This window comes from Planctomycetaceae bacterium (genome assembly GCA_039680605.1).
GTDB lineage: Bacteria > Planctomycetota > Phycisphaerae > SM23-33 > SM23-33 > JAJFUU01.
The window spans coordinates 134476-153966 of record JBDKTA010000043.1; the positions used below are offsets into that span (position 1 = coordinate 134476).

At 65.0% G+C, this 19491-nt stretch carries 17 protein-coding genes; 5 read left to right on the forward strand and 12 right to left on the reverse strand.

Going from position 1 to position 19491, the window contains the following annotated elements:
* Window positions 1-42: 42 nt before the first annotated feature.
* Window positions 43-1278: a PEP-CTERM sorting domain-containing protein gene (locus tag ABFD92_12835; GenBank protein MEN6505423.1), complete on the reverse strand. Its 1236-nt coding sequence runs from the start codon at window positions 1276-1278 to the stop codon at window positions 43-45.
* A gap of 512 nt (window positions 1279-1790) precedes the next feature.
* On the opposite strand from ABFD92_12835, the gene ABFD92_12840 reads away from it, so the two are divergent.
* The 3 genes from ABFD92_12840 to ABFD92_12850 all read left to right on the forward strand — a co-directional run bounded on the left by ABFD92_12840 (window position 1791) and on the right by ABFD92_12850 (window position 4926).
* Complete coding sequence (locus tag ABFD92_12840; GenBank protein MEN6505424.1) at window positions 1791-2801, forward strand: uroporphyrinogen decarboxylase family protein; 1011 nt, start codon at window positions 1791-1793, stop codon at window positions 2799-2801.
* Between the two features lie 133 nt (window positions 2802-2934).
* Window positions 2935-3504 (forward strand): sigma factor, encoded by a 570-nt coding sequence (locus tag ABFD92_12845; protein ID MEN6505425.1) that lies wholly within the window; start codon window positions 2935-2937, stop codon window positions 3502-3504.
* Window positions 3505-3543: 39 nt separating this feature from the next.
* Entirely contained in the window at window positions 3544-4926 is a 1383-nt protein-coding gene (locus tag ABFD92_12850) for a PQQ-binding-like beta-propeller repeat protein (GenBank protein MEN6505426.1), read from the forward strand.
* A 134-nt stretch (window positions 4927-5060) separates the two neighbouring features.
* Here the strand turns inward: ABFD92_12850 and ABFD92_12855 are convergent, their stop codons facing one another.
* The 3 genes from ABFD92_12855 to ABFD92_12865 form a co-directional block, all read right to left on the reverse strand.
* Window positions 5061-5930 carry a substrate-binding domain-containing protein gene (locus tag ABFD92_12855; GenBank protein MEN6505427.1) on the reverse strand — a complete coding sequence of 290 codons (870 nt, stop codon included), beginning with the start codon at window positions 5928-5930 and terminating at the stop codon, window positions 5061-5063.
* A gap of 152 nt (window positions 5931-6082) precedes the next feature.
* Entirely contained in the window at window positions 6083-6874 is a 792-nt protein-coding gene (locus tag ABFD92_12860) for a prepilin-type N-terminal cleavage/methylation domain-containing protein (protein MEN6505428.1), read from the reverse strand.
* Window positions 6875-7063: 189 nt separating this feature from the next.
* Window positions 7064-7816 (reverse strand): HesA/MoeB/ThiF family protein, encoded by a 753-nt coding sequence (locus tag ABFD92_12865; GenBank protein MEN6505429.1) that lies wholly within the window; start codon window positions 7814-7816, stop codon window positions 7064-7066.
* 323 nt (window positions 7817-8139) lie between these two features.
* Between ABFD92_12865 and ABFD92_12870 the strand changes: the two genes are divergently transcribed.
* Window positions 8140-8502, forward strand: a complete 363-nt coding sequence (locus ABFD92_12870; protein MEN6505430.1) for a hypothetical protein — start codon at window positions 8140-8142, stop codon at window positions 8500-8502.
* Between the two features lie 57 nt (window positions 8503-8559).
* Here the strand turns inward: ABFD92_12870 and prmC are convergent, their stop codons facing one another.
* From prmC to ABFD92_12895, 5 genes are all read right to left on the reverse strand, one after another.
* The gene (gene prmC, locus ABFD92_12875; protein MEN6505431.1) at window positions 8560-9447 is read right to left on the reverse strand and encodes a peptide chain release factor N(5)-glutamine methyltransferase; all 888 of its coding nucleotides are present in this window, start codon (window positions 9445-9447) and stop codon (window positions 8560-8562) included.
* A 221-nt stretch (window positions 9448-9668) separates the two neighbouring features.
* Window positions 9669-10520 carry a carbon-nitrogen hydrolase family protein gene (locus ABFD92_12880; protein MEN6505432.1) on the reverse strand — a complete coding sequence of 284 codons (852 nt, stop codon included), beginning with the start codon at window positions 10518-10520 and terminating at the stop codon, window positions 9669-9671.
* 57 nt (window positions 10521-10577) lie between these two features.
* Window positions 10578-11486 (reverse strand): hypothetical protein, encoded by a 909-nt coding sequence (locus tag ABFD92_12885; protein ID MEN6505433.1) that lies wholly within the window; start codon window positions 11484-11486, stop codon window positions 10578-10580.
* Window positions 11483-12124 carry a DUF4339 domain-containing protein gene (locus ABFD92_12890; GenBank protein MEN6505434.1) on the reverse strand — a complete coding sequence of 214 codons (642 nt, stop codon included), beginning with the start codon at window positions 12122-12124 and terminating at the stop codon, window positions 11483-11485. Before ABFD92_12890 ends, ABFD92_12885 begins: the two co-directional genes overlap by 4 nt.
* A 103-nt stretch (window positions 12125-12227) precedes the next feature.
* Entirely contained in the window at window positions 12228-13067 is an 840-nt protein-coding gene (locus tag ABFD92_12895; GenBank protein MEN6505435.1) for a CPBP family intramembrane glutamic endopeptidase, read from the reverse strand.
* Window positions 13068-13288: 221 nt separating this feature from the next.
* Between ABFD92_12895 and ABFD92_12900 the strand changes: the two genes are divergently transcribed.
* A complete protein-coding gene (locus ABFD92_12900; protein MEN6505436.1) occupies window positions 13289-15130 on the forward strand; it encodes an ASKHA domain-containing protein in 1842 nt (613 codons plus the stop codon).
* Window positions 15131-15224: 94 nt separating this feature from the next.
* Here ABFD92_12900 and ABFD92_12905 read toward each other — a convergent pair whose 3' ends face one another.
* From ABFD92_12905 to murJ, 3 genes are all read right to left on the reverse strand, one after another.
* Window positions 15225-16244, reverse strand: coding sequence for a YdcF family protein (locus tag ABFD92_12905; protein ID MEN6505437.1), 1020 nt, complete (start codon window positions 16242-16244; stop codon window positions 15225-15227).
* Between the two features lie 97 nt (window positions 16245-16341).
* Complete coding sequence (gene nadA / locus ABFD92_12910; protein ID MEN6505438.1) at window positions 16342-17502, reverse strand: quinolinate synthase NadA; 1161 nt, start codon at window positions 17500-17502, stop codon at window positions 16342-16344.
* Between the two features lie 102 nt (window positions 17503-17604).
* A complete protein-coding gene (gene murJ, locus ABFD92_12915; GenBank protein MEN6505439.1) occupies window positions 17605-19236 on the reverse strand; it encodes a murein biosynthesis integral membrane protein MurJ in 1632 nt (543 codons plus the stop codon).
* Window positions 19237-19491: the final 255 nt, after the last annotated feature.

The following is a 19491-nucleotide window of genomic DNA, read 5'->3' on the forward strand; positions in this document are numbered from 1 at the left end:
GGCCGCCCGTGGCGGATGCATTTTCCGCTAAGGTCTCGAAGCCTATGCCACGCGCCGCCGACGGACCAGCACGGCCACGCCGCCCAGAACCAGCAGACCCATGGTCGCCGGCTCGGGGATGGCGATGGTGATTTCCGTCCACGTCGTACCTTCGACGAAGCCATAGTTGACGCTGCTGCCTGAGGCCAAGAAGGCGTCGGGGCTGTTGATCAGCGTCACGCTACCGGTGTTGTTGATGACGCCGGTCGTGCCGAAGAACCCGTAGACGTTGGCCGCGCCTTGCGCTGCCGCGTTGCCGTCAAACGTCGTCTCGCTGACCGTCAAAACGCCGTTGGCGTTGAAGATGGCTCCCCCTAGGCCCTGCCCGTCCTGGGCCTGCTGGTACGTGCCGCCCAAGCCCAGAAGAGCCGAGTTATTGATGAAATCGCTGTTGGAAATGGTAGCCGTTCCACCCAACATGAAGATGGCGCCGCCCATGCCTGCGCCGCCGCCACCTGCGCCCTGCGCGCCGCCGCCGTTGCCGCCATTGCCCCCGCCGAAGCCGCCTGCCCCGGCCGCAGTCTGCGTACGGCTGCCGCCGCTGCCACCGCCGCCAAAGCCGCCGGTTTTGCCGGTCTTGTTGGCTGGACCGCTGGCTCCTGCGCCAAAATTGCCTGCAGCACCACTGTTCGACCCGGCAGGTCCGGCACCGAGCCCGGATGGATCGTTCGCTGCTCCACCGGCACCGTAGTAGGCATTGGCCCCGTTGCCGCCCATCCCACCGCCGCCAGGTCCGCCGCCCGTGGAAGTGCTGCTGCCGCCACCTTCACCGCCGTTGCCGCCTTTGGCGGTGTTGCCCGAGAAAGTAACGTCGCTAATGGTCAGATTGGCCTGATTGGCAAAGATCACGCCGCCGGCGCCAAGAGCGCCGCCGCCGCCGGGGCAGCGGCTGACGGATCCACCGTTGCCGCCGGTGGCATTGAAATTGGTGAAGGTCACGCCCGAGATGTCCAAGCTCGTGTTGTACACCGAGGCGAACCGGAAGGTGTTGTTTCCGGCAATCGTCACGCCCGAGCCGGTGATGGTCAGGGCATCGCTGATGTAGAATGCCGAGCGCGGTGCGCCTGCCCACGTTGAGCCAAGGGTAATCGTCCCGGTGGCGGTGATGTTGATCGTGTCGGCCCCGCCGTTGGCCTGGGCCTGAGTGATGGCCCATCGCAATGTGCCCTCGCTCCCGTCATCGGCTGTCGAGGTGACCGTGTATACCGCCGCCGAGGCGCTGCCTGCCAGCGCAAGCATCAAGGCAACAGATATGAAAACAGCTCCAGGACTTCTCATAACGTTTCTCCTTCCGCTGCAAAGATAGGGGGTCTTCTTCTTTGTGCTTTTAAACACGCACTACGCGGCAGGATTCTCCAGAAGCTTCCTCTGCTTCTATCCTGCGTAACAAGGCCAGTATACCACAAAACACCAAATATGCAATGCCTAAAATGTCGATAATGACCGTTTTTTCGACGCCATTCTTCCCGCTGTGATGCAACTGCTTGAAACTGCGCGGCTAAGGGCCCAAATCTTCAAGAGAAGATTCCTTTACGTGTGCCGCAACTGTATCGGCAGCCAACAATGCGATAGAAACGCCAAGACCCTTTTCGGTCGGCGCTGGCGCCGATATCGCGTGGCAGTCGACGGCCATCAGGTGGTCCTCCCGCGTGCGGAGCGCTTTGACGGGCCCGCCGCACAAGCTCGGACAGATTCCACAGTGGACACCTGGCCGGCTGCTGTGGTATGACCTGTGCCCGAAGGAGAACCGCATGAACACCCGCGAGCGATTCCAGGCCGTGATGAACTTCAAGCCCTTCGACCGTCTGCCGATTCTCGAGTGGGCCGGTTGGTGGGGGTCCACCCTCGAACGGTGGTGGGGCGAAGGCCTGCCCAAGGAAATCACCGACGGCAACGCCATCCGCCGCCACCTGGGCATGGACGTGTATCTGCAGGGCTGGTTCGGCACGCGCAAGCAGGGCTGCCCGGGTCCGGCGTCGCACGGGGCGGGCATTATCGCCAACGAAGCCGACTATGACCGCGTTCGCGAGTTCCTCTATCCCTGGCCGGTCGTGGATGAAAAATGGTGGTCCACCTGGGCCGCTGAGCAGGAAAAGGGCGACGTGGCAGTCTGGTATACCGTCGAGGGATTCTTCTGGTTCCCTCGAACGCTGTTCGGCATCGAGCCGCACCTGTACGCGTTCTTCGACCACCCCAAGCTCATGCACCGCATCAACCAGGACCTGGCAGAGTGGATCATCCGCGTGGCCGACGCACTGCACCAGGTCTGCAAGCCCGACTTCATGACCTTCGCCGAGGACATGAGCTACAATCACGGCTCGATGCTCTCCAAGCAGCTCTTCGACGAGTTCATGACCCCGTACTACCACCAGGTCATGCCCGCCCTGAAACGCCACGGAGCCCTGACCATCACCGACTCCGACGGCGACGTGACGATTCCGGCCGACTGGTTCGCCCAGGCGGGGCTGGACGGCATTTTGCCGCTGGAGCGCCAGGCCGGCGTGGACGTGGCCGTCATCCGCCGAAACCACCCGACGATGCGGTTCATCGGATGCTTCGACAAGATGACCATGAACAAGGGCGAAGCGGCCATGCGGGCCGAGTTCGAACGCCTGCTGCCCACGGCGGCTGGCGGCGGACTGATAATTAGCTGCGACCATCAGACCCCGCCGGGGGTTTCATACCAGGACTTCCAGTTGTATCTGCGCCTGTTCAAAGAGTATGCTGAACGGGCCGGAAAGATGTCCCGCGACAAAGAATGAGCGGCGGCGATCAGGGTGCCGTGGCGGGAGGGCGAAGCTCGACAGCCACGACCAGGCTCCACCGATGCTCGCTCAGGGATCGTGGCTCTCCGGGCCTGCGGCCCTCCGCGCCACGGCACCCCGAATAAACACCATGCAGCAAAGCGAGGCCACAAACGAAGCCCTGATGGCGCGGTTCCAGCGAGACCTGGACGCCGAGCCTTTTCAGCAGATCGTTTCGCGCTTCACGCGACCGGGTCTGGCGGCCGCGCTGGCCATCCTCTCCGACGCCGCCCTGGCCGAAGACGCCCTGCAGGAGGCATTCCTGCGGATCGTCCGCGGGGCGGAGAAGTACCAGTCCTCGCGCCCCTTCGCCACGTGGTTCTACACCGTCCTGCGAAACGTCTGCGTGGACATCATCCGTAGCCGCAGCCGCCAGCTCGCTGCCGTGCAGGAGATCGCCGATCGCATCAGTCCGCCGGGCGGACCGGTCGCTGAAAGTCCCGGCGCGGACCTGGGGCTGCTCGACACCCTGCCCCGCAGCGAACGGGCGGTGCTGATGCTGCGAGTGGTGCATGAACTGTCTTTCGTCCAGATCGCCGCTACGGTGGGCATTTCCGAGGAGGCCGCCAAAAAGCGTGCCCAGCGCGGCCTCGCCCGCCTGCGCGAGCGATTGACCGCCCGGGCGCCAAAATCTGTCCCCGACCGCTCCCGCCGGGCGTAATCTTCTTCAGAACGACACGATTTGGAGCGGGAGAAATCGTTGGACTGCCAACAGGCACATCTTCATCTGGACGCGTGGGCCCTGGAGGCCTTGGCTGAACCGTACCGCCAGGCCCTCGAAGCTCACCTCGACCTTTGCCCCGCCTGTCGACGCGCCGCCGATGACGCGCGGGGGGTTCTGGGCCTGCTCAAGAACCAGCCGTCGATCCAGCCCAGCGACGCCCTCCAGCAGTCGCTCAGGACGATGGTCGCCCGCCAGGCCGCCCACCGCCGAGGCCGCCGCCGAGCCTGGAAACTCCTCGCCTCCGGCGCCGCCGCCGCGGCGGTCATGCTGGCCGTTATGACGGCCGCCCGCCTGGGCTCCAACGCCCCCTGCGACACCGCCGCTGCGGCACAGGCCGCCGGACCGGGCCCAGAACTCTGGCGGCACGAGATCGACGCCGCTGCCGGCGCCACCGGCGAGTTTGTCGTCCGAGGCGCCAGCATGTATGTCCTGCGCAAGGATGGCCCCGCCCGCCGCGTCGCCGCCCTCGATGCCGCCTCAGGTCTGCAGCGCTGGCAGAGCCCGCTCGAAAGCCTCGGACATCTTGCCGCCGACGACCAACGCGTCTTCACCCTCTCGTCCCCGCGGCAGGGCAAGCTGGAACTGGCCGCACTGGACGCCGCCGACGGCCGCGTGCTCTGGCGGTTCGCCCAGAACTCGCCCGAGCGGTTGGCCGAACCGTGCCGCCCCGTCGTGCTCGACGGCGGAAAAGTCTGCTGGACTAATCACGATCGCGTACATCTGCTCGACGCCGCCTCGGGCCAAACCCTCTGGTCCACGCCCATCGCCGGACAGGGGCTGATCTCGACCGCCGCCGTGGACGGGGGCAATGTCTACGTTGCCAGCGGCCGCTCGCTCTGGTGTCTCAACGCCTCCGACGGGCGACTGGCCTGGCAGGTCGACTGGAAGGGCGAGGCTTCGCTGCTGTCGCGCCCGCTGGTGGCGGTAGCGGCCGGACGCGCCTACGCCGTCCAGCGCCGCCGCGGCGGGTCGTGCCAGTTGCTCGCCCTGGACCTCGATCGCCACCAGGTCGCCTGGTCGCGCGCCGTGCCGTTCGTCTTCCACATGCTGGCCGACGAATCGGCCGTGTTCCTCCGCACCCGCGAGGTGCTGGCCTTGGGCAGCCGCGACGGGCAGCTTCTCTGGACGCAAAGCGCCGAGGGCTGCGGACCGATGACCGCCTCGGCCGGCGTGCTGCACTACATCGTCTCAGGCAGCCACTCGCGTCTGGCTGCCGTCGATCAGGCCACCGGCCACGAGGTCTGGACGTTGGCCGGCGTGCCCTCCTGCGGTCCCTTCATCCGCCACGGTCAAACGGGCTACTTCGAAACCCACGACGGCGTGATCCACGCCCTGGCGTTCAATACGAAGAAGAACTGACCGAAGCGTTAGCGGCGGGGCTTGCCCCGCGCGTTGGGTCGGGGAAGAAACCACGTCGAGCAAGCTCGACCGCTAACAAAACAAGTGCTCCAGATCTTTGCCCTTCCTCCTCATCTTCCTCTGTGCCTCTGTGGTCAGTTTTTGACCGCGCGAGCCGCCGGGCTGACGGGGTAGAACAGCGGCACGCCGTCGCGGCGGTTTTCGGGGGCGTCGGCGAGGTACTGCTGGATCGGCTCGCTGAGCAGGAAGTCGGCCAGCGCCTTGGCGCCGTCGATGTTGGCGTCGGCGAACGTGCGGGGGTTGGCTTCCATCACCACGTACGTGCGGCGCATGAGCGGGTCGGCGTCGACCAGGATCTCCATCGTTCCGCGCTGGATCTTGCCCCAGAGCACGGGCATGCGCCCGACGATCACGTAGGCGTTGTGCTGCTGGGCGAAGAGCAGGATGTTCTTGTGGTCGCCTGACTCGTCCTTGACGATCCAGTCGCCCGCCGGTTCGACGCCGCTGCGCTTCCAGAGGCCCAGGGCCACCTCGCGCGAGCCGATGCCGTGGAAGTCGACGAACTTGGCCTTGGCGTCGGCGATCTGCCTGATTGCCGCGGCGCCGTCGGTCATGCCTTTGATCTTGGCCGGGTCCGACGCCGGGCCGACGATCACCAGGTCGTTCTTGGCCCAGGGGCGCAGGTTCGTGGCGAACCCGTCGGCCACCAGGGCGGTGGTGATGTCTCCGGAGTGCATGGTCAGCAGGTCGATCTTGCCTTCGCGCATGGCCGCTGCCAGACCCGGACGCGGTCCGGTGATCACCACCTGGACGGGGTAGCCCGTGGCGGCGGTGAACTTCTCTGCAATCCGCGGCCACACGCCGGTCATTGTCATTCCGCCGATGACGGCGGCGCGAACGGGCTTCTTGTCGCCCGCTGCCGGGCGGGTTGTGGGTTTGGAACTGGAGCAAGCGGTCGCCGCTGCCAAGGCCGCTAACAACATCAGTCTTCTTGCCGGACTCATTGCATCTCCTTCTCTGGTACAAAGGGTGCCACGCACAACTCCGTTGTGCGTGTCCCTGAACGCAAGGTTCGGGGAGCATGGGCGAGACGCCCATGCCACACAGCAAGAGCATGGGCGGGACGCCCATGCTACTCACGGGCAAGATGCCCGTGCTACTCGACCGGCGCCTGGTTAACGCCGGTGCTGAGGGTCTGCCATCGAATGTCGCCGCGAGACGGTTCGCCCACGCCGCAGCCGAGATACGTGCCGTCGTAGGCCGCCACGTGTCCGTCCAGAAACAGCACGTTGGCCTTGCCCAGGTGGCGGGGCACTACGTCATAGCCCTTCTTGGAGGGAACGACCGACGCGTACGGTCCTGCCGCGTCGGCCATGAACGCCAGCGTGTTGGGCGACGGCAGCTCCGACAGGCGGTGTGGCTCGGGCCGGATCCACGGCGAGAGGTACATGTTCATCGCCAGGGGCAGGAAGTACGTGCTCAGCCCTTGCGACGGCGCCACCGCGGTGGGGCAGATGAAGACGGAAGTCTGCTTCGGCGCCGGCTGCGCGCCGCTGGCCACGAGGTCCTGATACGCCGGCGAGTCCATATAGGGCGCAAGGGCGTTGAACCAGTCCTCCGGCCGCGCGATCTGCGACAGGGGCTGCACCCCCTGCCCGCGGCGGGGGAGTACGCCGTTGGTGGCCATCAGGTGCCGGCTGAGCCCATTCTGCCACTGCCGCAGGCGGGTCTGGCAGGACACAGCGCGGGAGTGCTCGACGGCGTTGGCTACCACGGGCGTGAGAATGGCCGCCAGCACAGCGATGATCGCCATGACGACCAGCAATTCGATGAGGGTAAAACCTCCGCAGCGGCGCGGTGCGGCCGGGCCATCCTCCTCCGTCACAGATTGCCCCGGTGTGCGCGTCACAGAGACAACCACGATCAGCGGAAGAACCCAAGTCCTCATCTTACTTCCTTTCGAAGAACGTGAACCAGAGCAATACGTCCGGACGACCATGCAAGGGACGGGAAAACTCGTTGAGATGCAGCAGGACGTGGACATTTCCCCCAGTTTCTAAATCCTCTTAATCCGCCATATCCGCGTAACCTGCCTGCCGGCAGGCACGTCCCGCACTCCCCGTTCCCGACCATGCGGTCAAACGTGCCCGCACACCGGGCAGTCGGGCCGGCGGGCGATCTGCATCTTGTGCATCTGCATGTCGCGGACGTCCATCACCAGCAGGTGTCCGGCCAGCAGCTCACCGAAACCGGCGATGGCTTTGATCGCCTCCATCGCCGCCAGGCACGCCACCGCGCCCGAGCAGGCGCCGAAGACCGGAAACTGGCGCTTCCATGCCGGCGGGGCCTCGGGGTACAGGCATGCCAGGCACGCCGTGCGGCCGGGGATGATCGTCGTGAGATTCGCGCTGGTGTCGTACATCGCCGCGTCGACGAGCACTTTGCCCTGGCGGACGGCCTGGGCGTTCATCAGGAACCGCTCTTCAAACAGCGGGGCCGCATCGAGCACGAGGTCTGCCTTGCCCACCAGTTCGGCGGCGTTGGCCTCGGTGATGTTGGAGGCGATGGTCTCGACTTCGATGTGCGGGTTGAAATCGAGCAATCGCCGCCGGGCCGATTCGACGCGCGGTTTTCCCAGCCAGTCTTCGGTCATGAGGATCTGGCGGTTGAGGTCGCTGGGCGTGACGTTGCCGCCATGGGCCAGCACCAATCGCCCCACGCCGGCGGCCGCCAGCTCCAGCGCCGCCACGCCGCCCAGCCCGCCGACGCGCGAGATCAGCACCGAGGCGCCCTTGAGTTTCTCCTGCCCGGCCTCGCCGAACTGGGGCGTCCACATCTGCCACTGGTATCGGGCGCGGTCGGTATCGGTCAGCGGGATCGATCTGCCCATGACGGTTCCTTTCGATGACGGGAAGATTGTAGCAAAGCGATCGGTTATCAGCTATCAGCCTTATGCAAGGGGGAAAAGCCGCGGCGGAGGCACTAAATGAAGAAGTAATTCGTTGTGTGAATTACTTCTTCATTTAGGGCCGCGTACCCCCGCCAGCGCAAGTATTCATCAAAAGCCACACAACGGCTTTGATGAATACTTGGTGCCTCCGCCGCGGCTTTTCCCCCCGCGGGTTTACGCAGTTCGTGGTATTGCAATTGAAAATCGTCGCGACTCCCGTTATACCTTCAGGTAACCTACCTCGCACTCAGGATGGACACGGCATGAGTGATCAAAGCGGCAGCGTTCCGGTACCTGCAGCGTCTCCCCCGGCTCGTAATCCCACGGCGTTCTGGGCGCTGGCACTGTCGGTGGCTTCGTTCCTTGTCGGTTACGTGGTGGCCAGGTTCGCCCTGCCCGCGGTGGTCATCATCCGCGGCGAAGGCCAACTGCTGCCGGTCCAGCCCGAGCACCAGTACGCTTTGGCGACGTCGATCGCCCTGGCCCTGATGGCGATTCTGCTGGCCCTGCCGAGTCTCTCGCGCGGACGCGCCCATCGCACCTATGGCCTGCTGGGCCTGGCCCTGTCGATCGTCATGCTGGCCTGGAACGTGCTGCAGATTATCGAGTGGCGGATGAAGGGCTGACGTGGGCACAGGCTTTCCAGCCTGTGGCCTTCACAGCCTAGAAAGGCTGTGCCACCGTCATTTTCTCAGGGCCACCGCCACACGGGGGTGGTTCTGCAGGTCTGTGATGAATCGCGGTTCGCCAAATGCCCCGACGTCCGAAATGATCGCCGTCACCGCGTCGCGCTGGTCGTAGCCGATCTCCATCGCCAGCATGCCGCCGCTTGCCAGCGCGCCCGGCGCGGCCGCGACCAGGCGCTCGATCAGGTCCAACCCCTCCGCCCCGCCGTACAGGGCCATCGCCGGTTCGCGCTGCACTGCCGCTGACAGTTCGGCGCTGTCGGTTACGTACGGCGGATTGGCGGTGATGACGTCGAAGGTCCTGGGCCCGTTCCACTCCGGCGGCAACGCCAGCAGATCGGCCGTCAGCGTCGTCACGCGGTCGCTGACCTTGTGGGCCGTAGCGTTGCGGGCGGCCACGGCCACCGCTGCCGCTGACAGGTCCGTCGCCAGAACACTCGCCTGCGGAGCGTTGGCCGCCACTGCAACGGCGATGCAGCCGCAACCGGTGCAGACATCCCAGAGGCAAGCGTCGCGCCCCAGGCTCTTGATGTGCCCCAGCGCCTGGTCAACGACGATCTCCGTCTCCGGCCGCGGAATCAGCACATCCGGCGTGACGATGAAATCGAGCGAGTAGAACTCCTTTCGCCCGATGAGATATGCGATAGGCTCATGTTCGCCCGCGCGTTTAACCAGGGCGCGAAAGGCCGCCAGTTCGTCAGCTGTGGGCAGGTATTCGTAGCGGGCGTAGAGCTCGATCCGCTTGCACGCCAGCACGTGCCCCAGCAGCACCTCCGCCGACAGCCGCGGGCTGTCCAGACCGGCGCGCGTGAAATAGTCCTTCGTCCAGTTCAGAAGCCGCAAGACCGTCCATGGTTGTTGCTCGGCGCTGTCACCCATGGCCATGGAAGTACCACAGCGGCAAGCACCCTGCAATTGCCAAATCTATTTCTGGATGCTGCGGCGCCGCCAACGGGGAGGAAACTGCTAAGCCGCAAGCGGCGGAATCGACAAACAGCAGAAGTTATGAATTGGCATCTCCCCGTCTTGGGTTTCTAATCCTCTTAATCCCTTAAATCCGCGTAACCTGCCTGCCGGCAGGCAGGTCCCGCACTCCCCGTCCCCGCCTACGGTTTCGAGCGGCGGTTGAGCTGGCGGGCGTGGGCGGTGGGTTTGCCGTAGTGCAGCACCTCGCGGGGGTGGAGCTTCATCGGCTTGTTGTTGTGGAACCATCCGCCGGTGGAGAGTTCCTTGTCGAAGTCGTAGACGAGCATCCCGGCGCGGTTGCGGCCCAGCGTCATGGCGATCGTCGCGTCCGGGCGGGCGACGAAGCTGCCCCAGTGGCTATACGGGGCGCTGGAGTTGTTGGCCACGGCCCACATCCGGTTGTCGGCGCAGCGCGTGGCGACCTGGCGGCCGTTGAGCACGTCCAGGCAACTGGGCCCGGCGCTGCCGGCGTTGTGGAACGAGTGCAGCATGAGGCTCACGCCCAGTCGGCGATAGGCGGCGTAGATCTCGGGATAGCACACGTCGTAACAGATCGCCAGTCCGACGCGCACGCCCTTGATCTGTCGGGTCACCAGGTGGCGCCCGCCGCTGTAGTGATACTGGTCACCGCCGGTACACATGCACTTGTCGTAGCGGTCGGCGATGCGCCCGTCGGGGCCGATCAGGTACAGGCAGTTGGTGGGCTTGTGCTTTGGCCCCAGCCAGTGCGCCGAGCCCAGCACCACCCACAGCCCCAGCGAGTGGGCCAGTTCCTGGATGCGCGCCGTCTGCCGCCGCAGCAGGTCCCAGTCGAAATCGGCGAACGACTTGAAGTTGTGCCCGGCGTACCCCGACAGCGAGGCTTCCGACGTGTGAAACACATCCGCCTGCGCGGCCGTGGCCTTGCGCATGTAGCGACAGATGTAATCGGCGTTGGCGGCGATATCGCCGCCAACGGGGAACTGGCAACTGGCGATTCTTAATAGGGACATGACGTTACTGTACGGACGAAACTGCCAAGCCGCAAGCGGCGGGATCGACCACAGCAGCTACGGGGCGATCAGGATTTTCGCCGGTCGGGTGGAGGAGGGCAGGGCGATCTGCAGAGTGGCGGATTTGCCTGCCGCCAGGGCAGGCAGGCGCGGCATGGCGGCGGCGATGGCGTTGCCTTTCTTGTCGTACAGATCGCAGCGGACGTATCCGCGCGCCAGCGATTCGATGGCCAGTCGCTTCCGCAGCGGCAGGTTGGGCCCCTTGAGCAGCGCTTCCAGCGCCGCGTCGTCGGCGGGGAAGTCTTTGGCGGCTGTCAGGGTCAGTTCCAGCACGAGCGTCTGGTCCTGGCGCGTGAGCTTCTTTTCGCCGACGGTCAGCAACCCTGCGAACGCGGGGGCCTCGGCGGCGATTTGATTGGCGTCCAGCGCCGTCATCCGGTCCGACAGGTCGCCGAACCATGCTCGATAGTCGACGAACAGCGTTGAGACGCCAACCGCCAAAGCGACGATGCCCAGGCTCACGGCTGCGAGCTTGAGTTTAGCCCGCATCGAGAGCGGCTGGGGCGGGGCGGTCGTGCGTGCGGCGGCGACGCGCTGGGTGCTGTGGACGCGTCCGTCGGGCCCGACGACGTAGAGCGTCTGTACCTCTTCATTGCGGCGATACTCCGTGCTGCGGATGGTAGAGTCCAGCGCCAGTCGCTGGGGCGGGTCAAACAGCTCCAGCAGCGACGTCAGCGTTTGGGTGACGATCCTGTCGCCGGGCCCGATGCCCGGCGACAAATGCACCGGCGTGTTGTCGGGCAGGAGGCTGAAGCGGTTGCCATCGATCTCGAGCGAAAAGCTCAAGCCCTGTGCCTTGGCGGTAGCGATCCACTGCAGCAGGTCGCCCCGAGCGTCGGAATTCTGGGGCAGGCGGCCCTCGAAGAGCCCTTCGACGATGAGTGTTCCTTCGACTTTATCGCTCATGCGGGAAACTCCTCAGCGAAGCCCACGACAGACTCCGCGGCGGTCCAGTCCGGGAAGCCTTCTGCCCAAAGCAGTGTGTTTGGCCCGATGGCGCCCTTGCGGATCAGCGCGGAAATGTGAGAAGCCTGCAGCGGTCCCTGCGACTTGCCATTGAGGACATAGAACCAGATAGCCGGTTCGCCCTCGGCCGGTGCCGCCGGGTTGCTTGATCGCTGAACCACGGGCACAGTGCCGTCGCGCCGCGGCAGCAGCGACGGGTCTTTCTGTGGCGGGTTGTTCTGGAGCAAGGCGCTGAGCGGGTCCTGCGCAAGCTGTGGCATGTCGGGGGAGGCGGGCAGACCCATCTGGCGCGTGTCGACGCCGGCGATCTGGTCGTGCGCGTCGAGGCGAGCAGAGGCGTGGCGGCGGAACGCCTCGGTCTTGAGCCGTTCCTGACGCAGTTGCTCGCGAAGCCGGCGACGCTCGTTCTCGGCGAACTCCTGCTGCTGGGCCTGCTCCTTGAGGTTGGGCAGGCATGCCACGATCACGATGCCGATGATGCCCAGAAAGAACCCGCCGGCAGCCCAGCCGCCGACGTTGCGACCTTTGCTTGATGCGATGGCGCCGGCAGTGACAGCGCAAATCAGCAGAATAACCACTTGGCAGGCGAAACCTTCCACAGCACCGCCTCCTCTCTATTGTTCGATTTTGCAGACCCAGACTAAGATGCCAACACCCATTTTCCAAACGCAGTGGCGGAGTCTACCCGCCGGGCCAGAGAAACTCAATAACCAGAAAATTGTGCAGCAGGTGAATCAGCATCGACGGGTAGAGGCTGCCGCTCTTCATGCGCGCCCAGCCCATGAGCATCCCGGCCAGGAACAGGTACGGTGCGCTGATGACGCTGAAATGCAGCACCGTGAACAGCCCCGAGGCCAACAGCAGCGCCCGCCAGGGCCCGATCGCCACCGTCAGCCAGTGCTGCACCAGCCCGCGGAATGCGATTTCCTCGGTGATCGCCGGCAAAATGCACATCACCACCACGATCACTCCGACAGGCAGATCGTGGTAGAACGACATCTCGCTGCGATACGTCTGCGGCAGCAGGCGAAACAACGTTTCGTGCCAGCCATAGTTGATCGCCAGAAGCGGCGCCAGCCCCAACAGCGCCAGCCAGGCCCAGCCGCTGTCGAACCCGATCCGCCGCAACTGCACCAGCAACGCCCGGCGATGAATCGTCGCATAGATGATCGTGGTGACCGTCAAGGCCGCACTGACGAAGTACAGCGACAGGGGCTTGTTCTCGAACAGCCCGTACGCCACGATCGACGTGGAGACGACCACGATGACATAGGTCCAGAACAGCGGCCACACCCGCGGCGCCAGGCGGCTGATGGCGATGCCTTCAGTCATCGCCCGCGCGACCGGGCGCGACAGCACGCTCTCGATATTCTTGTACGGCGCGCCGCAGCCCAGGCAGAAATAGAACGCCGAGACCAGCGTCGTGCCGCAATAGCTGCACGCACCCTGTCCTCCCGCCGGCGGCAAGCGTTCAGCCGCCGCCTCGCGACGCCGGAAAGGCTCTATCGAATGTCCACCCATAGGGCCGGTCCTAAGAAGTCCCGCTGCACTGACCAACCAGCGGAAGTGTATCACAACTGAGCGGTCTGCTCCACGTGGCCCTGGTATTCGCGGAGGTTATCGCTTCACGTCGCCGGCACGCGTCGGTATAGTGCGCAACACCCGCCGAAATTGGAATCGCAATCGCCGTTTCCTGCTATCATAGTGGCCGGAGCAATGGGTCTTAGTCATGGAGCGTTTTGATGTCTGACAAGCAGTGCCGCGTGACGTTTGAACCGCAGGGGCGCACCGTCTTTGTACTTCCGGGCACGACGATCGTCGAGGCCGCCGGACGCGTCGGGCTGACCATTGCCTCGCCCTGCGGCGGCAAGGGCGTCTGCGGCAAATGCCGCGTGCTGGTCTCCAGCGGCGCCTGCGAAGGCAGCGAGGCCTGCCGGCGGTTCTTTTCGAGCGAAGAACTCGCCGCCGGCTGGCGCCTGGCGTGCCAGGGGCGCATCTGCGACGACGCGGTCATCAGCATTCCCCAGTCGTCGCGCCTGGGCGACGTGCATAAGATCCTCGCTGAGGCGCAGGATAAGGCCATCGCCGACGTTCAGCCGGCGGTCCGCAAGATCAGGTTTGAACTGCCCGCCCCCACCATGGACGACCACCGCAGCGACCTGATGCGCCTGCAGGAAGCCGTCGGCCCGGCCAAAGTCAATCTGCGCGTCCTGCGCAAACTCGGCGGCGTGCTGCGGAGCAACGCCTTTACGGGCACAGCGGTTTTCACCGATCATCACCTCGTCGACGTCGAGCCCGGCGACACGACGGGCCAGAGCTACGGCGTCGCGTTCGACATCGGCACGACGACGGTCGTCGGCTCGCTGCTGGACCTCAACAGCGGGGAGGAACTGGCCCTGGCGTCGGACATCAACCCGCAGGTCACCTTCGGCGACGACGTGCTGTCGCGCATCCAGCACGGCGGCACCAGCGCCAAAGGCCTGGGCGAAATTCACGATATCATCATCGCCAAGGTCAACGACCTGCTCGCGCAGCTCTGCCGCGACGCCGGCGTGTCGGCCCAGAACGTGTACGAGGTGACCTTCGCCGGCAACACGACCATGGAGCACCTGCTCTGCGGGATCGACCCCACGCCGCTGGGGGCGGTGCCCTTTGTGCCCGTTCACGGGCGCGGGCTCACCCTGGGCGCCTCGGCTCTGGGCCTGCACGTGCATCCCAATGCCGCGGCGTATGTCTTCCCGATCATCGGCGGGTTCGTCGGCGGCGACACCGTCGCCGGGCTGGTGGCCACCGAGCTGGCCGACCAGAACGGCCCGGTCATGATGGTCGACATCGGCACCAACGGCGAGATCGTGCTGGCCGTCGACGGCAAGCTCTGGGCTGCGTCGACGGCCGCCGGCCCGGCGTTTGAAGGCGCCCGCATTTCCTGCGGGATGCGCGCCAGCGGCGGGGCCATCGAGAAGATCGTCTTCGACGGCGACGTGCATGTCAGCGTTATCGGCAACGTCGAGCCCATCGGCATCTGCGGCAGCGCCCTGGTCGACGTGGCCGCCGACCTGCTGCGGGCGGGCATCGTCACTGCGGAAGGACGCATGCTCAGCGGCGATGAACTGCCTGCCGCTCTGCCTGCCGCCATCGCCGCCCGCGTGCAGACCGGCGACAACGGCCAGGCAAGGTTCCTGTTAGCCGCCAACGGCAACGGCGGCGTGAGCATCACCCAGCGCGACATCCGCGAGCTGCAACTGGCCACCGGCGCCATCCGCGCGGGCATCACCATCCTGCTCCAGCAGGCCGGTCTGACTGCCGCCGACCTCAAGCAGGTGCTGATGGCCGGAGGATTCGGCAGCTTCATCCGCCGCAGCAACGCCCAGCGCATCGGCCTGCTGCCGACGGAGATCGACCGTGAGAAGATCCTTTACGTCGGCAACGCCTCCCTCAACGGCGCCAAGTGGACCTTGGTGAGCACCGCCGCCCGCGAGCGGGCCGAAGATCTCGCCCGCCGCGCCAAACACGTCCAGCTTTCCGAAGACATGAACTTCCAGATGCTCTTCGCCGAGTGCATGATTTTTCCGGAACAGCAGTGAGCAGTGAAAAGTAATCAGTAATCAGTAATCAGTAATCGGTAATCGGTAATCGGTGATCGGTAATCAGAAACCGATCGATGACACAGAGTACCGGTTACGGATTACTGATCCCTGGTTTCAAGTAATACCCCCACAGGGCCGCCACCTCGCGCAGCATGTACCAAGGCAGGCTTTTGAGCAGTTCGCGCTGTGTGGCCGGGACGGTGTAGACTTCCTGCCCCGCTCGCGCGTAGGCCATCTTGATGCGCGGCAGGTGGTAGAAGTGGCTCACCACGAGCACCTGGATGCCCTTACTCTGGCCGAAGATCGCCATGGTATTGTTGACTGTCCGTTGCGTGTCGAGGCCTTGTTCGTCGAGGGCGATGGCGCTTTGCGGCACGCCCAGTTGCATGGCCAATCGCCGCATGCCTTCGGTCTCGTGGACCTCGCCCATGCCAGGCCCGCCGGAGAAGATCAGCGTCTTGACGTACCCGTCGTGATAGAGCTTGCACGCGGCCGTCACGCGGTCGGCCAGGGCGTTGGTGCACTTGCCGCTGGGATAAACGCCCGCGCCGAAGACTACGGCGACGTCCGCCTTTCGACGGTAGTCGCTGTTGCCGAAGAACGCCATCTGCGCCAGGGGCAGCGCCATCGCCAGGGCGGCAGTGACGGCGGCAGAGAGAAACCATCGTCTTGCCCGATACTTCTTGTAGGTGGGTCGAGCCTGGGCGCAAACGATGAATCCAAGCCCCGTCGCCACCACCAGCGAGAACGGCGCCGGCACCGGCGTGTGCAGCGCGCCCTGCCACAGCAGAACGTAAAAGGTTGCAGCATTGATTGCGGCCGCGGCGAGCACGAGCATCGTCAGTGCGATCGTGACAAACCCACGCCAGCGGCCCATGCGAGGAAAGAGCGACCATACGATCAATGCTGCCGCCGCCGGTGCGAGGATGGCGGCGGCTGCCCCCGACCCGATCTGCTGCAGATCGATCCACCAGATGTTTACGCCAAAGCGGTTGTAGATCAGTTCGCCGGCCAGGTTGATCAGCGTGAAGATGCCCAGCCAGAACGCCAGGACCTGGGCGATCGTGCGCCAGCGAGGGTTGCGGCACGGGGGGAGGGCATTCTGTTCCATGAGCGATTGCTCCGCTTGTAACGAGTAATCAGTAATCGGTAATCAGTGATCACAGAATCGCGACTACCGATTACCGATTACTGGTTACTGATTACTTCTACGTAATCGTTATCATCCGCTGCAGCGCCACACGCGCGTCGGCGGCGATGGCGGGGTCGACCGTCACTCGGTTTCGCAGCTCACCTTGCGCCAGGCCGTCGAGGATCCACAGCAGATGCGGCAGGTCGATCTGGGCCATCTGCACGCACATGGCTGCGGCTGGGGCGAGCGTTCGGATGAAGCAGTCCTGGCGCCGCTGGGCCATTCGGTTGACCAGGTTGCTCTCGGTGCCGATGGCCCAGGCGCTGCCGCCCGGGGCGGCGGTGACGGCCTTGATGATCCGTTCGGTGCTGCCGGCCTCGTCGGCCAGTTCCACCACCTCGCGGCGGCACTCCGGGTGTACGATGACGCGAATGCCCGGATGCGCCGCCCGCACGTCCTTGATGTGCTGGGCGCGGAAGAGCTGATGCACGTAGCAGGCGCCTTTCCAGAGGATGAACGTCGCGCGCCGGACTGCGGCTGTATCGAGTCCGCCACTGGGCTTGAGCGGGTCGTAAACGGCGCAGGCGTCCGGGCCGAAGCCCAGGGCGGCGGCGGTGTTGGCGGCGAGGTGCTGGTCAGGGATCGCCAGGATCTTGTCGGCTCCGGCCCCGCCCTGGGCCGCCGGTCGCAGCGCCCACTCGAAGACGCTTCGCACGTTGCTCGACGTGCAGCAGGCCCCGCCGCAGCGGCCGGTGAGGGCCTTGATGGCGGCGGTGGAGTTCACGTAGGTGATCGGGACGATCCTGGCCTGGTGGCACAGCCTTTCCAGGCTGTGTGAATCCACAGGCTGGAAAGCCTGTGCCACCGCGGCGGAAAGTTCCTCCATCGCCTCGGCGACGGCGGGTTCTTCGGCCATTGCGGCCATCGCGCAGCCCGCCCGCATGTTGGGCAGCAGCACCGCCTGCTGGGGCGCTGAGAGGATGTCAGCCGACTCGGCCATGAAGTGTACGCCGCAGAAGACGATGAACCTGGCCCGCTGCTGCGAGGCGGCCTGCCGGGAGAGTTTGAGGCTGTCGCCGATGAAATCGGCGAACTGGATGATCTCATCGCGCTGGTAGTGATGGCCGAGAATGCACAGATCGGCGCCCAGCTCGCTCTTGCGGGCGGCGATGCGCGTGACCAACTGCTCGGCGGACAGTTGGGCGTAAATCGGCGGCAGGTCCTGCTGGATGCTCATAGCTTCATCCTACCGCACCGGCGAGTCCGTGGCACAGGCTTTCTAGCCTGTGACGGTGCCGGGGGGATGTCCCATCAGCCACAGCCTGGAAAGGCTGTGCCACTACTTTTTGCGCAGGCGGCCCAGCATTTCATCGAGTTCGGGCATGCGCAGCACTTTGGTCGCCAGGTACAGCACGCCCAGGCCTACCGTAACGCCCGCTATCGTCGCCAGCCAGGGTCGGTACAGCCCGCCGGCGGCCAGGGCCCACAGAAGACCATAGATCGCCGCGACCATCGCGGCGGTGGCCACGACCGACTTGAGAATGCTCAAGGCCATCTGCCGGTCGCCGAAAGACCCGATGCGTCGGCGCAGCGCCGCGGCCAGCAGCACGGTCGTCAGCACGGTCGTCAGCGAGATGGACAGGCCAAACGAGCGCGGGCCAAGTTGCGGTATCCAGATCAGCATCGCCAGGAGGCTGGCGACGCTGAAGACGGTCAGCACCACGGCGATTCTCAGCGGCGTGCGGGGGTCTTTGAGGGCATAGAACGCGCGGGTCAGGATCGGATACATGCAATTAGCCCAAATTCCCAGCGAGTACCACTTCAGGATCGCCGCGGCGCGCAGGGCGTCATCGTGCGTGAAGTTGCCGCGCTGGAAGAGAAAGACCATGATCGGTTCGGCCAGCACGAACAGCCCCGCCCCGGCCGCGAACCCTTCCAGAAACGACAGGCGGATCGCGCGGTTGACGCTCTCGCGCAAAGCCGGCAGATCATTGCGCAAGGCATAGCGGCTCAGCAGCGGAAAGATGGTCGTCGCCAGCGACATCGCCAGCACGCCCATGGGCAACTGATAGAGCCGCCGCGCCGTATCGATGCGCACCACGTCGCCTTCCCAGAGCGGTTTCTTGAGGATCTGCCACCCGAACATTTCCAGATAGGGCGAGGTTGATTTGGCCTCCATCACCCACCCGATCACCATCTGAAGCAGCTCGCAAAATTGCAGGAAGCCCAGGCCTATCAGGGCCGGCGCCATCAGGCGCAGCACCGTGGCGATTCCCGGTTCGATCGGTCGCAGGCGCAGGACAATCGCCAGATTGCTGCGCTTGAGCAGCCAGAACACCCCGATCAGTTGCACCAGCCCGGCCACGGGCACGCTGGCCGAAACCAGCAGCAGTGACGATGGGACCGAGGCGATCAGCTTCAGCCCCGCCACCGCCGCGGCGATCTGGAACAGGTTCAGCAGGATCGGCGCCACGGCGGGATAGACAAAATGCCCGCGGCAGTTCAAGGCGGCAGAGCCCATCGCCAGCAGACAGACGGTGACCATGAAGGGCAGCATGATGACCGTCATGGTCAGCAGCAGTTGGAGGTCCGGCTTCGGCGAGGCCCACGCCCACACCAACAGCCCTGCCGAAACCACCACCGCTGCGCCGCAGAGCACTACCGCGGCCAGGGCGATGAAATTGCTCAGCAGCAGCCGGGCCTTCTCCAGCCCGCCCTTTTCGGCGACATCGGAAAAGACCGGAACGAACGCCGCCGAAAGAGCCCCCTCGCCGAAAAGGCGACGGAAAAGATTGGGCACCATGAAGGCCACGCGAAAGGCGCTAGCCGCGCGGGTGGCGCCCAGGGCGGTGATGGCCATGTCGCGAAACAGCCCGCTGACGCGCGAGAGACTTGTCAGGGCGGCCACGATCTTGGCCGCTCCGAAAAAGTGTTCGCGCTCGCGATGGTGTTCTTGCTGCTGCTCGTTCACGGCAGGGGATTATGCGTCATCGCCGTGGCGGATGCCACGCGAAAAGACCGCCTGTCTTGCTTTGTTAGCGGTCGAGCTTGCTCGATGGGGTTGTTTCCCTGACGGAGTAACGCGCGGGGTGAGCCCCGCCGCTAACCCAACTTCCGCAGTTATAGATTTATGCAGATTATTTTCGGTCGATTTGTGCAGGAATGGCGGTGCAATGGCGGCATTCTGCTACCCCAAAGGGTCTTTTCACTTGTTTTGGATCCGATC